The following is a 15,204-nucleotide window of genomic DNA, read 5'->3' on the forward strand; positions in this document are numbered from 1 at the left end:
ACACGCTATGCGCTTTCAGCAGTTTAAACAACTACCAAATCCATGAATCGTTATAAGTCGCACACAACCTGAAAAAGTCCAAGGGCGGATGCGACAAAAGACAAGGCACCACTGAAGTATTCAACGGTCGATTGATGTGTCTGTAACAGCACAGTCAAACCTTATCGAGCGTAGCCGGGTGAATATGGCTACTCTGGTCTCACTAAAATTGTTGGATGGGAGCTTCATAATGCCGCATTGGCTGGTGATCGACCTGGAGGCTACCACCGAGGAAGGCGGATGGCCGGTCGCAGAAATGGAAATCATCGAGATCGGTGCAACGCTGGTGAATCAGGATGGGCGCGAACTGGATCATTTCGAGCGCTTCGTACGCCCTGCACGCCGCCCCTTGCTGACGCACTTCTGCCGGGAACTGACCCATATCAGCCAGAGCAATATAGACAGCGCGGCATCGCTGAGCAGCGTGTGGCCCCAGTTCGAACGCTGGCTGAGCCATCATCAGGCACGCATTGTCGGCTGGGCAAGCTGGGGAGATTACGACCGCAGGCAACTGCAGGAACAATGGCGCGAACACCGCCTGGAAAGCGCCCTGAGCGACATGCCCTATGTCAACCTGAAACAGCGCTTCGCCGAGGCACGCCAATTACAGCGCGCCCCCGGCCTCAACAGTGCGCTGCAACTGGCGGGCATGCAGTTCAGCGGCCAGCAGCATCGGGCACTGGTCGATGCGCGCAATACTGCCAGACTGTTACCCTTGATCATTCCCAATTGAATATCAGGATTGCCAAGTGACGATGCTTGATACGTTGGGCATACTGTTCGACCCTTTTCAGCCCTTTTATCAAGGAATCTCGCATGTTCAAGGTCAATGAGTACTTCGACGGCACTGTCAAATCCATCGCGTTCAGTCAGACGGAAGGCCAGGCCACCATTGGCGTGATGGCAGCGGGCGAATATGAGTTCGGTACAGCGCAACGCGAAATCATGCACGTGATTTCCGGCGAACTGATCGTCAAGCTGCCGGACAGCACTGACTGGGAAACCTTCAGCAGCGGCAGCCAGTTCAATGTACCGGCCAACAGCAAGTTTCAGCTGAAGGTGAGTGTGGATACTGCTTACCTCTGCGAATATCGCTGAACACGTCCGGGCTGCGTACCGATACGCAGCCCGCTCGGGTATCAGTTCACCTCTTCTTCCATCCGTGCATTGAACTGAAGCGCCGCCAGACGCGCATAAAGCGGATTGCCGGTTATCAGTTGCCGATGGGTTCCCACCGCAACAAGACGCCCCTGATCGATGACGGCAATACGGTCGGCATTCTGTACCGTGGCCAGTCGATGGGCGATCACCAGGGTGGTACGGCCTTTCATCAGGCTTGGCAGGGCCTGCTGAATCAGGTGTTCACTTTGCGCATCCAGCGCACTGGTAGCTTCGTCCAATAACAGAATCGGCGCATCGACCAGCAATGCCCGGGCAATCGCCAGACGTTGTCTCTGTCCACCGGACAAACCGAGGCCACCATCCCCCAGGTGGGTCTGATAACCGTCAGCCATCTGCATGATGAACTCATGGGCATGGGCAATGCGTGCCGCGGCCTCTACCTGCTCGGCGCTGGCCCCGGAGTTGCCATAACGGATGTTGTCTTCGACGCTGCCAAAGAAAAGCGCAGGCGTCTGCGAGACGAGGGCAAAGTTGCGACGCAGGTCGTGAGGGTCAAGCTGCTGGATGGGTACGTCTTCGATCAGGATACGCCCCTGCTGAGGGTCGTAGAAACGCAGCAGCAGATCGAACAGCGTTGACTTGCCTGCCCCGGATGGCCCGACCAGTGCGATGGTTTCACCGGCTGCGATGCTCAGGGTCAGATCATCGACGGCCTTGTGATCAGGTCGGGACGGGTAGGCAAAACTCACGCTCTGCAGTTCCAGCCTGCCACTGACTCTGGGCGGCAGTCCAAGCAGGCCGCTGGCTGGCGCTGTGATTTCGCTGCGGACCTGAAGCAGCTCGCTGATACGCTCGGCCGCTCCCACGCCGCGCTGCAACTCACCGATCACCTCGCTCAGCGAGCCAAAGGACGTACCCACCAGCAGTGCATAGAACACAAAGGCCGATAACTCGCCGCTGGTTATGGTGCCGTTGATCACGTCCATCCCGCCGACCCACAGGATCACACCGACAGCGCCCAGTACCAGGGAAATCACAACGGTAATCAGCCAGGATCGCTGCAGGATATACTTGCGGGCGGTTCCGAAGGCCTTCTCGACCGTCCGGGAAAAGTGCGCCTTGTCATGCTCCTGATGGTTGTAGGCCTGAACCGTCTTGATCTGCCTCAAAGCCTCGGCCACATAGCTGCCCACGTCGGCCACACGGTCCTGGGTTTCCCGGGACAGGCGGCGCACCCGGCGACCGAATACCAGAATCGGCACAATCACCAGTGGCAAGGTCAGCACCACGATACTGGTCAGCTTGGGGTTGGTGATGAACAGGAGAATGATGCCGCCAATCACCATCAGCGCGCTGCGCAGGAATACCGACAGAGACGACCCCACCACCGACTGCAGCAAAGTGGTATCGGCTGTCAGACGCGACTGGATTTCCGAGCTGCGGTTATTTTCGTAGAAGGCCGGATGCAGGTTGATCAGATGTTCGAATACGCGATTGCGCAAATCGGCCACGACCCGCTCACCGATCCACGACACCAGATAGAAACGGGTAAAAGTGCCGATGGACAGGCCGACGGTCACCAGCAGGAAAAAACTGATCGATCGCTCAAGCTGCTCGGCAGAACCGGTCATGAATCCATGATCCACGATCATCTTGATGCCCTGCCCCATGAAAAGCATGAGGCCTGCTGTAATGACCAGCGCCACCAGCGCACCCAGTACATGCCAACGATAGGGAGCGATAAAACTCAGGGCCAGACGAATGGCAGGTCTTTGAGCAATGGAAAACACCGACGACATAATCATGAACCTGTGTCTGAAGCAGGAAAACCAGCGTTATGACACCTCGCCCGTTTTCTAGAAGGGATCGATCTAAGCAAAAACTGGCAGTTTTATATCATTTCTGTTGCACTGGGGACTCAGCTTGCGACTGGAACTGTCACTGCACGGTCATCAAACGCGGGTAGTTTAGAGGTAACACCTGATCAAGGAGAAAGACTATGAACGCGCAAGAGAGCAGCAATCAAGTCCAGGTCGTTCGAGCCACCCCCAGCCTTTCCGTAGGTGGTGCTGTACTCGACAAGGACGGACGTGAAATCGTCATTACCGAAGAAATGGTTCAGGCGGCCTGCCAGGAATGCGAAAAATCCTGGGTCACTCCTGAAAAACAGAACTGAGCATCATCCCCCCTTTTCAGAACCCGACCTCCGTGTCGGGTTTTTTCTGCCCGCCATTCGCCCGCCCGTTCAGACCAGCGATGCCCCCAGCGCCAGGACCATCTGCTTCAACGCCCCTGAGTCTCCCTCCAGCTTTACCTTCAAGCCGTCGATTTCCCGACGTGGCGGGTAGTGCTTGCGCAATGCATCGAAAGCAAGGCGCTGACTGGCGGTATCGTTCACCAGGCTGCGCCGAAAATCCGCATCGTCGCGACGCGGGTCATAGACGCCTCTGCACAGCATATTCAGCGCCCAGACCGGATCGGTCCGACTGTCCAGACTGACTTGCGCCAGCCAGGGACGCGGCAGCAGGTCGTCCAGAAGAATCGTTGCAGGCTGCTGGAGAAAATTGCAGAGTGCCTGATAGATCTGCGCCGTTCCGCGCTGTCTGCCATCGAGGCTGTAGCCTGCGATATGCGGCGTACCGATCACACACAGGTCCGCCAGCGGCACATTCACCTGCGGCTCGCCTTCCCAGACATCGAGCACTGCCTGCAGGTCTTCGCGCTCCAGCAGAACGTCATGCAGCGCAAGGTTATCGATCACGGCGCCACGGCTGGCATTGATAAGCCAGGCACCTTGCCTGAGCTGACGCAGACGCGACGCGTCGAACAGATGCCAGGTGGGCTGCTCGCCGTTTCTGGTCAGAGGCGTGTGCAGACTGATGACATCGCAACGGGCAACGATCTCGTCAAGGCTGACGTATTCGCCGCCCTCTGCGGCTCTGGGCGGATCACAGACCAGTACATTCCAGCCCAGCGCCTTGAGCACCTTGATCAGGCGACCACCCACCTGACCTGCACCCACCACACCATAAGTACGCTGCCTGAGGTCTGCGCCTTCGATTTCAGCCAGAGTCAACAGGCTGCCCAGCACGTAGTCCACGACGCCTCGGGCATTGCAGCCCGGAGCGCTGGACCACTGGATGCCCGCCTGCTGGAAATACTCAAGATCCAGATGATCCGTGCCAATGGTGCAGGTCCCGACGAAGCGCACCGCACTGCCTTCGAGCATTGCACGGTCGACGTTGGTCACCGAACGCACCAGCAGGATATCGGCATCGGCAACCGCCGCACGATCAATGGAACGCCCCGGCAAGCGACGTATCTCGCCGAAATGGGCAAAAAAGGCATCGAGCAGCGGGATATTTTCGTCAGCGACAATGCGCATGAAAGACTCTCTGTTAACCGAAGGAAGGACGATCCATCGTCATGCGGGCGGCAGGCGCACCTGCCTCAATCCTGTTTCTTGCGGATCCAGTAGAGAAAAGTCCCGCCATCGGCCTGCTGCTCGACCAGTTCATGGCCGAGAAACACACAGAATTTGGGAATGTCGCGCCGGGTCGAAGGGTCCGTGGCAATGACCTTGAGCAGGCCACCGGCATGCAGGTCGCGAACCTTCTGATGCAACATCATCACAGGTTCCGGGCAGTTGAGACCGGTGGCATCCAGGGTGGCATCAACGGGCTGGCTTTCGATGGGTTCAGACATGGGGCACTCCAGAAACTGGCGGCAATTGTCGCTCAATTCATTCAATCAGGCCAATCAGCCCTTGCTCGGGCGGCTTGCCTTGGCAACGTCCAGCCTGCGCAGGTGACAGGTCACTTCCTCGCGATCGTGATAAAGCTGTTTGCAGCCAATCGAAACCCTGACACCACGCGCCTGAAAACCTTCCTCGATACGATCGAGCAGGCGGCGTACCTCGGCGTAGCGCTGCTTCATCGGCAGCTTGAGGTTGACCACCGCCTCACGACACAGGCCCTCCCCCAGCCAGGTTTCCAGCAAGGCGGCGTTGCGGGCCGGCTTTTCGACAATGTCACAGACCATCCAGTCCACGGTCTGCCGAGGCTTGTAGGTGAAACCGTCAGCCATCAGATGCTGCACCAGACCGGTATCCATTAGGCTTTCGGCCATGGGGCCGTTATCGATGGCAGTGACCAGCATGCCGCGACGCACCAGTTGATAGGTCCAGCCACCCGGTGCCGCCCCCAGGTCCACGCCGGTCATGTCGCTGGACAGACGCTCGTCCCACTCCTGACGTGGAATGAAGTGATGCCAGGCTTCCTCGAGCTTCAGGGTCGAACGGCTCGGCGCTTCGCGGGGAAACTTCAGGCGCGGAATCCCCATGGGCCACATCGCCGAGTTATCCGCCTCGGCCAGCCCCAGAAACACCTCGCGACCACTCTTGAAGGTCAGCAACAGACGCGGCTTGTGCGGATCGTCCACCAGCTTGCCCGCCTGAATCAGGGCCTTGCGCAGCGGAGCCTCGAATTTCTTGCAGAAGTTCGACAGTTCCTTGCCGTCGTTGGTGTCCACCACTTCCAGCCACAGACTGCCGCAGACCGGAAAACTCGCCATATGAGCCAGAATCACGCTGATGCGGTCGGTTTCGGGCAAGTCGAGAAAGACTCCCCGAGCCCACTGCCGAGGGAAGATCAGCCGGTCAAAACGCTGACCGCTCATCAGGCGCTGGGCACCGTCTTCTTCGGTACAGATGAACTCGGCACACGCCGCATCGGGCCTGGCCTTGGCATAACCGGCCACATTCAGGCGCGCAGCATGATCGGATATCTCCGAACAGACCTCGCTTTCGAAGCCCGGTCGGCAATGCATAAACAGCGTATTCATGGTGACTCCCGGCCCCGCAGACTTGAAAGCCGCGCATGATAGCCCAATCAGGAACCACTGGCGCGGCTCGACAGTCCACAGAATGCCGAGGCTCCCGACCTGTTACATGGAGCCAGTACCGCTTGCATAACTCTAAAAGGAGTCATTCATGCCCTCCCTGGATAGCCTGAAAAGCCTGAAAAAACTCGAAGTCGACAACCAGACCTACCATTACTTCAGCCTTCCGGAAGCCGCGAAATCACTGGGCGACCTGGACCGATTGCCCATGTCGCTCAAGGTGCTGCTGGAAAACCTGTTGCGCTGGGAAGACGACAAGACCGTCACCGGTGACGACCTCAAGGCACTCGCCGCCTGGCTGAGCGAACGCCGCTCGGACCGCGAGATTCAATACCGCCCCGCCAGGGTGCTGATGCAGGACTTTACCGGTGTGCCTGCCGTGGTGGATCTGGCAGCCATGCGCGCAGCCGTGGCCAAGGCCGGAGGCGATCCACAGCGGATCAATCCGTTGTCGCCGGTCGATCTGGTGATCGATCACTCGGTCATGGTGGACAGATTTGGCGATCCCGACGCCTTCGGCGACAACGTCGAGATCGAAATGCAACGTAACGGCGAGCGTTATGCCTTCCTGCGTTGGGGCCAGAGCGCCTTCGATAACTTCAGCGTGGTACCACCGGGCACCGGCATCTGCCATCAGGTGAATCTGGAATACCTGGGCCGCACGGTCTGGACCAAAGAAGAGGATGGCCGCACCTACGCCTTCCCCGACACACTGGTGGGCACCGACTCCCACACCACCATGATCAACGGCCTGGGTGTGCTGGGCTGGGGCGTAGGCGGGATCGAAGCCGAAGCCGCCATGCTCGGCCAGCCGGTGTCGATGCTGATCCCGGAAGTGATCGGCTTCAAGCTGACCGGCAAGCTGAAGGAAGGCATCACCGCGACGGATCTGGTGCTGACCGTCACCCAGATGCTGCGCAAGAAAGGCGTGGTCGGCAAGTTCGTCGAATTCTATGGCGACGGGCTGGCCGATCTGCCGCTGGCCGACCGGGCAACCATTGCCAATATGGCCCCCGAGTATGGGGCAACCTGTGGTTTCTTCCCGGTGGACGAAGTGACGCTGGACTACCTGCGCCTTTCCGGTCGGCCGGATACTACGGTGAAACTGGTGGAAGCCTATTGCAAGGCTCAGGGCCTGTGGCGACTGCCGGGCAAGGAGCCGGTATTCACCGACAGTCTGGAACTGGACATGGGAACCGTACAAGCGAGTCTGGCCGGGCCGAAACGCCCGCAGGATCGAGTCGATCTGCCAGCCGTCCCCAAGGCCTTCGATGATTTTCTCGGCCTGCAGGTCAAACCGGCCCGCACGGAAGAAGGTCGTCTGGAAAGCGAAGGCGGTGGCGGCGTGGCCGTGGGCAATGCCGGGCAAGTCAGTGGCGAGGCCGAGTATGAGCACGATGGCCAGACTCACCGACTGAAAAACGGTGCAGTGGTCATCGCCGCCATTACTTCCTGCACCAATACCTCCAACCCCAGCGTGATGATGGCGGCCGGGCTGGTGGCGAAAAAGGCTGTGGAAAAAGGCCTGAAACGCAAGCCATGGGTAAAAAGCTCTCTGGCCCCCGGCTCCAAGGTGGTCACCGATTACTACAAGGCGGCCGGTCTGACCCAGTATCTGGACGCGCTGGGCTTCGATCTGGTGGGCTATGGCTGCACCACTTGCATCGGCAACTCAGGGCCGCTGCTGGCCCCCATCGAGAACGCCATCCAGAATGCGGACCTGACCGTAGCCTCGGTATTGTCCGGCAACCGCAATTTCGAGGGCCGGGTTCACCCACTGGTCAAGACCAACTGGCTGGCCTCGCCACCTCTGGTCGTGGCCTATGCACTGGCAGGTACGGTGCGCATCGATATCAGTAGCGAACCGCTGGGGGAAGGCTCGGACGGCAAACCGGTTTACCTGCGCGATATCTGGCCCAGCCAGCAGGAAATCGCCGAAGCCGTGCAAAGCGTCAATACCGGTATGTTCCATAAGGAATACGCAGAGGTCTTCGCCGGTGACGAGCAGTGGCAAGCCATTGAAGTCCCGCAGGCAGCCACCTATGTCTGGCAACCGGACTCTACCTATATCCAGCACCCACCGTTCTTTGCCGATATCGCCGGCCCCTTGCCGGTGATCGAGGATATTCAAGGCGCGCGGATCCTGGCCCTGCTGGGGGATTCGGTGACCACCGACCATATTTCTCCGGCAGGCAATATCAAGACCGACAGCCCGGCCGGACGCTATCTGCGCGATCAGGGCGTGGAGCCCAAGGACTTCAACTCCTACGGATCGCGCCGTGGCAACCATGAAGTGATGATGCGCGGCACCTTCGCCAATATCCGCATCCGCAACGAAATGCTGGGCGGCGAGGAAGGCGGCAATACCCTGCATGTGCCCAGCGGCGAAAAACTGGCTATCTACGACGCCGCCATGCGCTATCAGGCAGAAGGCACTCCCCTGGTGATCGTTGCAGGTCAGGAATACGGTACCGGTTCAAGCCGCGACTGGGCCGCCAAGGGCACCAATCTGCTGGGTGTAAAAGCCGTCATTGCCGAAAGCTTTGAGCGGATCCACCGCTCCAATCTAGTCGGCATGGGGGTATTGCCCCTGCAGTTCAAGAATGGCCAGACCCGTAAATCCCTGAACCTCACCGGCAAGGAAACCCTGGAAATCAGCGGACTGAGCGGTGCCGAGGTGCGGCCGGGCATGAGCCTGACGCTCACGATCACCCGTGAAGACGGCAGCCAGGAAAATCTGGACGTACTGTGCCGGATCGACACGCTCAACGAAGTGGAGTACTTCAAATCAGGAGGGATTCTGCATTATGTGTTGAGGCAGTTGATTGCGTCGTGACGACAATTCGCTAGTGGCCCGTATAACGCCATAGAATCTCCGCTTTTGCTTCAGGAGATTCTTCATGGCACCAGAGTCCCGGGTGTTTTTCTGTCTGCTCGGCCTCGGGTACGCCATTGCGCTGTTCTACGGCCAGCTTCAGTGGCCGGCTGCCTTGGCAGTCGGCCTTCTGCTGATGGCAGGTTTGTGTGTCAGACAGTCCGGACACAGGTGGGTCCGCGGGCTCGGGCATGGCATCTTCATTGTCACGGGCCTTGCTCTGGCCGCTCATCTGTTACCCGGTTTCAATAGCGCAAAAGTGTTCGATGCGATTCGCTTCAGCCCCGAAGCCGCGCCCTTCTCCATGTCCCTGAATCTGGATAAACCGCTGATTGGGTTCTGGGTGCTCCTGTTCTGTCCATGGATCCTGACATCGGTGAGTAGTGTCCGCTCATTGAAAGTCACAGTCCTGGCCCTGATCGCTACCGCCGTGTTGTGCATGACAATGGCCACAGCCCTTGGAGTCATCGGCTGGGCCGCAAAATGGCCGGAACATGGCACGCTCTGGTTATTGAACAATCTGTTGCTTGTGTCGCTCACCGAAGAGTTGTTCTTTCGGGCCTACCTGCAAGGGGCATTGCAACAAGTCTTTAATAAAACATGGCGGGACAGCACACTGGCCATCGTTATAGCTGCCATACTGTTCGGGCTCTCCCATCTCGGCTCTGGATGGCAATGGGTATTGCTCGCGAGCCTGGCCGGTGTGGGTTATGGCATTGCCTATCGTTTCGGTGGCCTGCAGGCCGCAGTCGTCAGCCACTTCGGTTTGAATCTGGTTCATTTCGGCCTGTTCACCTATCCAATGCTGGATCGATAAGCATTGATACATGACAATGATTCGCTATTCATTGATCTGAAAAACTCAATTTACAGGCTCGCCTGCCGATAACCCGCCGAAGCCTATTGGATCGAAGGACCGAAAGCCATGCGTAACAACCAGCCAGTCACTCAACGTGAAAGGACATTCCCTGCCGAACAGCGGTTGATTTCCACTACCGATACCAAGGGCGTAATCACTTACTGCAACGAGATCTTCCAGGAAGTCTCCGGCTTCAGTCACGACGAGTTGATCAAGGCACCGCATAATTTGGTTCGCCATCCGGACGTCCCTTCGGCCGTTTTCGAACACATGTGGGCTACCCTGAAGCGTGGTCAGCCGTGGATGGGCATCGTCAAGAACCGTTGCAAGAATGGCGACCACTATTGGGTCAACGCCTATGTGACGCCGATGTTCGAGAACAAGCAGGTGGTTGGCTTCGAGTCCGTGCGTGTCAAACCGACCGCCGAACAGATCAAGCGTGCCGAAGCGCTGTACGCACGTATCAACAAGGGCAAATCGGCCATTCCGGGTCGCGACAAATGGCTGCCGGTGCTGCAGGACTGGCTGCCGTTCATCCTGGTCAGCCAGCTGAGCTTCATGATCGGCGCCTGGCTCAACTCGCACTGGGGCTTCATTCTGGCCGCCGCATTGTCGGTACCGCTGGGCCTGTTGGGTCTGACCTGGCAGCAGCGCGGTATCAAACGCCTGTTGCGCCTGGCCGAACAGACCACTTCGGACCCGCTGATCGCACAGATGTATACCGATAGCCGAGGTCCGCAAGCACGCCTGGAAATGTCGATCCTCAGCCAGGAAGCGCGGATGAAAACCTGCCTGACCCGCTTGCAGGATACCGCCGAGCACCTCAATACCCAGGCACGCAAATCCAACTCACTGGCCAACGCCAGTTCTTCGGGGCTTGAGCGCCAGCGGGTCGAGACCGAACAGGTGGCAACCGCCATCAACCAGATGGCTACCACCACCCAGCAAGTCGCCAGCCATGTCCAGCGCGCGGCCGATGCCAGCCAACAGGCCAACCAGCTTACACGTCGTGGCCGGGATATCGCCGGCGAAACCCGTGAGGCCATTCAGCGCCTGTCCACTTCCGTGGGCGAAACCGGTCTGACCGTTACCCAACTGGCCAAGGACAGCGATGAAATCGGCGGTGTGGTGGACGTGATCAAAGGCATCGCCGACCAGACCAACCTGCTGGCCCTGAACGCCGCCATCGAGGCTGCCCGCGCCGGGGAAATGGGTCGAGGCTTTGCCGTGGTGGCCGATGAAGTGCGTCAACTGGCACAGCGCACCACCGAGTCCACCGGGCAGATCCATGGTCTGATCGCCAAACTGCAACAGACCGCCAACAATGCCGTGCAAACCATGAACTCCGGCCACCGTCAGGCCGAAGAAGGCGTTGCGCGGGTGCTGGAAGCAGACGAGGCGCTGGTGGGCATCAGCGAAGCGGTCGCCAACATCACCGAAATGGCTACCCAGATCGCCACCGCCACCGAACAGCAAAGCTCGGTCGCCGAAGAGATCAGCCGCAACATCTCCACCATTGCCGATCTGGCCGATCAGACTTCCGATGAAGCCCATCGCTCGGCCGTGCTCAGCGCCGAACTGACCGATACGGCCAATTCGCAATACTCACTGGTTGAGCGCTTCAACCGGTAAGGCCTGCACTGCAACAGAAAAGCCCCGGCAAATGACGATTTACCGGGGCTTTTTCATGAGGCTCGAAGTCACGCGGCCTTATTTGACCTTGCGGGAAAGATCATCGAGTGAACGCTTCACATTATTCAACTCACGCTCCTGATCGCTGACATCACGCTTGAGGCTGGACAGTTCACTTGCACTGGAGCTGCTGCTGGACCCCGAACTGCGCTTCAAGTCATTCACCTGGCCTTCAAGTTTTTCCATGCCGCGCTCCTGCTCATCGAGCTTGCGCTTGAGACTGGCAATTTCGCTATCGCTGGAACTGTTGCTTGAAGCCGAAGACTTGTTATCGCGCCTGAGTTCTTCAATAACTCGGGACTGCCCTTCGATAATCTTTTTCAGATTTTCCAGCTCCCTGGTATTACTCTCCGTACCTTTTCTCATCTCCTGAATATCGCCAACGGTAATATTGGCGTTACGCAATGCAGTTCCTCTGCCGTAATCGTTAAAGCTGGTAACGATCTTGTCGTAACTGTCGGCATTGGAAGACTTGATCTCAACCGCTGCGTTGGCGCTTGAAAATGCCAGGCTGGTCATTAATAAGGCAAGAACACGAACACGGGAAGTCGTGCGAGGGATTTTGAACAAGGAAGCCATGATCCTGATTCCATGCGAGATGCCGAAATGGCACATTGATATGACGCTGTTATTTGCAGAGAGTTCGCGGACAGCACCGCTATTTTTTCTCCCCCCTGAACAAGACGGCACCCGTCAGCCCCTGATCCTGAGCATCTGAAGCAACCAGAGCCTTGTGCCGCTCAGAAAACCTGCATTCATTCAAGTATTGAAACAGGGAGCGTGAATTCATTTGAATTTATCGCAAAAAAGTTTTTTGGAGTGATCTTTCCGATAGTGATGTACGCCTCTTCCACGCACGTGAAAAACACTGCACTTTTAATACTTGCCTTCTGTTTTCAACCTGAAAACGCTGCAAAAAATTTCATACTTCCTAAAACAACGACACTGTTCAACGACAAGCCCGCAGCAAACTCCAGCCTGTCTGGCAACTTCATTTGTTACACCATGTAATCAAATACGCCAGCCACACAAACTTCAGGCCAGCCATTTGACCGGATCACGCCCTGTACTTTTAATGGTTTCACACCACGCGATAACGTTTTCAGACCATTCGAATATCAATACAGGCGTTTCCAATGGATAAACCGACCCAAGACGGCTCACTGCCACCTGCCAATGAACACACATCATTGCCCGGGCAACCCGATATATCGTCCAGCCTGAAGGCTCCGATCTTGCCAGGCATAAATCCCGATGCAATTGCCTGGGAACAGATTCATGCCGGTATATCCGTCCATATCCCCTCCTCGCCTCTGATGCAACGAGAGGACCTCATCGTCTTTCACTGGGGCCTGTACCAGTCATCAACACCCCTGCTTCATCCTTTGGGCAACAGCCCTGTCGTGCGGATACTGTGCATTACCTACAACTTCATTCCCCATGCCCAATACGGTCCCGTGGATATTTACTATGAAATACATCGCGCCAACCACTTGATCGGCACCTCGCCCATTCTGCGCGTAACGGTCAATAAGCATGCGCCGCTCACGTCCAGACAGCGCCGCCGCAAACGCAACATGAAACGTCGTCATCCGGGCAAATGAAAAAGCCCCCGGTGATCGCTCACCGGGGGCTCGACTGACGCAAGATCCTCAAAACGCCAGGCGCAGGCCTACATTGGCACCCCAGGGTTGCTCGACATGCCTGCCCTTCATGTAATCGAAATCGGCGTGCAATTGCAGCCGCTCCGACAACGAGACAGAAACACCCGCCCCCAACTCGGCCCGTGAACCGAACAGGTTGTTATCGAAGCGCGAGTCGTTGACCTTGACGTCATTGCTGCGGGAAAACTCCTGAGCCACCGCTACGCGCAAGTAAGGCTGCAGGACGCCGCCATCCTTGAGCGCGATGTTACGTCCCACAGAGCTGCCGACCTTGCCCAGGACCGAGTGGGTATCGCTGTTTTTCGCCTGCAGGCCATTGTCCATACGGTATTTGTCGCCCTGAATGACGACACTGGCCAGTTGTGCGAAAGGTTCGAGAAAGTAATCGTCTGCCAACGTGATATGCCGCCCGAACTCCACCGATGCACCGACTCCCGTATTGCTGTAATCCCCCTTGGCCTTGCTGGCATCACTCATGGCGACATCGGACTTGTTACGGAAGCTGTTGAACTTGAGTACGCCGTCCAGGTAGTACCCGTCATCCAGCAGCCAGGTGCCATAGACACCTGCATAGTAACTACTGACCTTGCCCGTGGTGCCACGATCAAGATCCAGGTCGGAGCTGCTGTAACCGCCCATGACACCCAGCAATAACTGGCCATGACCGACCTCGAGCGGCGCATCCGCTCCCAGCGACAGGCCCTGATGCCTGTGCTGATAATCGACCCCGTCACTGGTGGTGGCATTGAAGCGATTGCCATAGGCACGTATCCATCCGCCTCCCTGGCCGCTGGCACGCACTTCACCCATGCGGCTGCGCAAGGTCGACAGCTCGCTCATCCAGACAACCGGTGCGGCATTGAACAGCGCCAGAGCGGCACTGGTTGACGGGCTGATGGTTCTGTCATTGCCGACGATGAACCAGTCATTGCCCTGTTGCTCCAGCAGATAGGAGTACGTCCCGAGGTCGACCCGACCGCCGATGAGGCTGAACTGTGCATTGCCGCCTTCGGTATGCACAACCTTCAAGGGCTCCATATCGGGCGATACCACTTCAACGCCGGTATTGTGGACCCGCAAACCGAACTCGCCATTGGCCTGTCCGTTCACCTCAAGCAGATCCCCGACACCATTGTCCAGATCGACTCGCATGCCAAAAGTGCCATTTCCGGACAACTCGCCCAACGACAAGGTATGGAAGCCGTCCTCACCAAAACTCACATGACCACCGTCCATGCCCAGCGACTGGATAGAGTTGTCGCCAACCATTTGCCAATGAGCGCCAGAATTAACAGCCAGGCTATTGCCATTGATGATGTCGCCTGTGAGCTGAGCCTGATTCTGCAAGGTGACGTTCAAGGTACTGGTGTCATCTGCAATCAGATTGCCGGTAAGGTTGCTGTTGTCGACCTTGAAATTCGCCGTACTGCGGTCTGCTACTTCCAGAAGGTTACCGTTGCCGGAGAGCAGGGTTGAGCCATTCTGGACAGCTATATCGACGATCGCACCAAACTGATCCGACTTGTCGATCCTGATCGCTGCGCCATTGATCCCTTCGATAATCGAATGATCGATCACGGCACTGCTGGTGACACCGGCATTGCCGTTACCGGGGATAAACACCCCCTCAATGATCCTGATGCCATTTCTATCACCGCGAATATGGCTTGCGCCTGTAATGACCGCATCGCCTCCAGACACGAGCAACCCTTCCCCCTGTTGAATCCCATCGGGCGAAAGTGCGCCATAAACCCTGGTATTACTCATTTCAAGCCGGCTTAGCTGGCTCAATCCTATGCCATAGCCGATGCCGGATATATCACTGTCGCCAATCGTGGCCCATGTTCCCGGGTTGACGCCCCACTGCCGGGTTCGGAATGACATGCCGACACCTTTATCATTTCTGATGATTGCATGGTCCAGAACAACCCGGCTGTCGGTTGCATCGACGCCACTGGTCACTGTTCCGTACCCGACCATCAGCCTTGAGTTATCAACCATGACATGCTCTGCCACACCACCATTCATAACATTCAGTAACCCGTTACTTGTCA

Annotated in this window: 13 protein-coding genes; 7 read left to right on the top strand and 6 right to left on the bottom strand. The window is 57.5% G+C overall.

The features are described from left to right. Positions 1-229 precede the first annotated feature (229 nt). A complete protein-coding gene (locus JSY17_RS14330; protein WP_117183062.1) occupies positions 230-772 on the top strand; it encodes an exonuclease domain-containing protein in 543 nt (180 codons plus the stop codon). A gap of 83 nt (positions 773-855) precedes the next feature. Beyond that, positions 856-1,137 (top strand): pyrimidine/purine nucleoside phosphorylase, encoded by a 282-nt coding sequence (gene ppnP / locus JSY17_RS14335; RefSeq protein WP_025259343.1) that lies wholly within the window; start codon positions 856-858, stop codon positions 1,135-1,137. Between the two features lie 41 nt (positions 1,138-1,178). Here ppnP and JSY17_RS14340 read toward each other — a convergent pair whose 3' ends face one another. Continuing rightward, on the bottom strand, positions 1,179-2,960 hold the full coding sequence (locus tag JSY17_RS14340; RefSeq protein ID WP_206402165.1) for an ABC transporter transmembrane domain-containing protein: 1,782 nt from the start codon (positions 2,958-2,960) through the stop codon (positions 1,179-1,181). 200 nt (positions 2,961-3,160) lie between these two features. On the opposite strand from JSY17_RS14340, the gene JSY17_RS14345 reads away from it, so the two are divergent. After that, on the top strand, positions 3,161-3,337 hold the full coding sequence (locus tag JSY17_RS14345) for a PA1571 family protein (RefSeq protein WP_162880561.1): 177 nt from the start codon (positions 3,161-3,163) through the stop codon (positions 3,335-3,337). Positions 3,338-3,406: 69 nt separating this feature from the next. Here JSY17_RS14345 and pdxB read toward each other — a convergent pair whose 3' ends face one another. The 3 genes from pdxB to rlmM all read right to left on the bottom strand — a co-directional run bounded on the left by pdxB (position 3,407) and on the right by rlmM (position 6,003). Continuing rightward, complete coding sequence (gene pdxB, locus JSY17_RS14350) at positions 3,407-4,546, bottom strand: 4-phosphoerythronate dehydrogenase PdxB (RefSeq protein WP_200979137.1); 1,140 nt, start codon at positions 4,544-4,546, stop codon at positions 3,407-3,409. A 65-nt stretch (positions 4,547-4,611) separates the two neighbouring features. Next, positions 4,612-4,866 (bottom strand): sulfurtransferase TusA, encoded by a 255-nt coding sequence (gene tusA / locus JSY17_RS14355; protein ID WP_117165397.1) that lies wholly within the window; start codon positions 4,864-4,866, stop codon positions 4,612-4,614. A gap of 54 nt (positions 4,867-4,920) precedes the next feature. Continuing rightward, entirely contained in the window at positions 4,921-6,003 is a 1,083-nt protein-coding gene (gene rlmM, locus JSY17_RS14360) for a 23S rRNA (cytidine(2498)-2'-O)-methyltransferase RlmM (protein ID WP_206402166.1), read from the bottom strand. Positions 6,004-6,151: 148 nt separating this feature from the next. Between rlmM and acnA the strand changes: the two genes are divergently transcribed. The 3 genes from acnA to JSY17_RS14375 all read left to right on the top strand — a co-directional run bounded on the left by acnA (position 6,152) and on the right by JSY17_RS14375 (position 11,426). Beyond that, positions 6,152-8,896 (top strand): aconitate hydratase AcnA, encoded by a 2,745-nt coding sequence (gene acnA, locus JSY17_RS14365; RefSeq protein ID WP_206402167.1) that lies wholly within the window; start codon positions 6,152-6,154, stop codon positions 8,894-8,896. 64 nt (positions 8,897-8,960) lie between these two features. Further along, complete coding sequence (locus tag JSY17_RS14370; protein ID WP_206402168.1) at positions 8,961-9,752, top strand: CPBP family intramembrane glutamic endopeptidase; 792 nt, start codon at positions 8,961-8,963, stop codon at positions 9,750-9,752. Between the two features lie 108 nt (positions 9,753-9,860). Continuing rightward, on the top strand, positions 9,861-11,426 hold the full coding sequence (locus JSY17_RS14375; protein ID WP_117183056.1) for a methyl-accepting chemotaxis protein: 1,566 nt from the start codon (positions 9,861-9,863) through the stop codon (positions 11,424-11,426). Between the two features lie 78 nt (positions 11,427-11,504). On the opposite strand, the gene JSY17_RS14380 is transcribed toward JSY17_RS14375, so the two are convergent. Next, positions 11,505-12,065, bottom strand: a complete 561-nt coding sequence (locus JSY17_RS14380; RefSeq protein WP_206402169.1) for a hypothetical protein — start codon at positions 12,063-12,065, stop codon at positions 11,505-11,507. A gap of 557 nt (positions 12,066-12,622) precedes the next feature. Between JSY17_RS14380 and JSY17_RS14385 the strand changes: the two genes are divergently transcribed. Next, positions 12,623-13,090 (top strand): hypothetical protein, encoded by a 468-nt coding sequence (locus JSY17_RS14385; RefSeq protein WP_232849460.1) that lies wholly within the window; start codon positions 12,623-12,625, stop codon positions 13,088-13,090. A gap of 48 nt (positions 13,091-13,138) precedes the next feature. Here JSY17_RS14385 and JSY17_RS14390 read toward each other — a convergent pair whose 3' ends face one another. Next, a complete protein-coding gene (locus JSY17_RS14390) occupies positions 13,139-15,034 on the bottom strand; it encodes an autotransporter outer membrane beta-barrel domain-containing protein (RefSeq protein ID WP_232849461.1) in 1,896 nt (631 codons plus the stop codon). Positions 15,035-15,204 lie beyond the last annotated feature (170 nt).

Origin of the sequence: Pseudomonas capsici, assembly GCF_017165765.1 — a bacterium.
In the GTDB taxonomy this organism is placed as follows: domain Bacteria; phylum Pseudomonadota; class Gammaproteobacteria; order Pseudomonadales; family Pseudomonadaceae; genus Aquipseudomonas; species Aquipseudomonas capsici.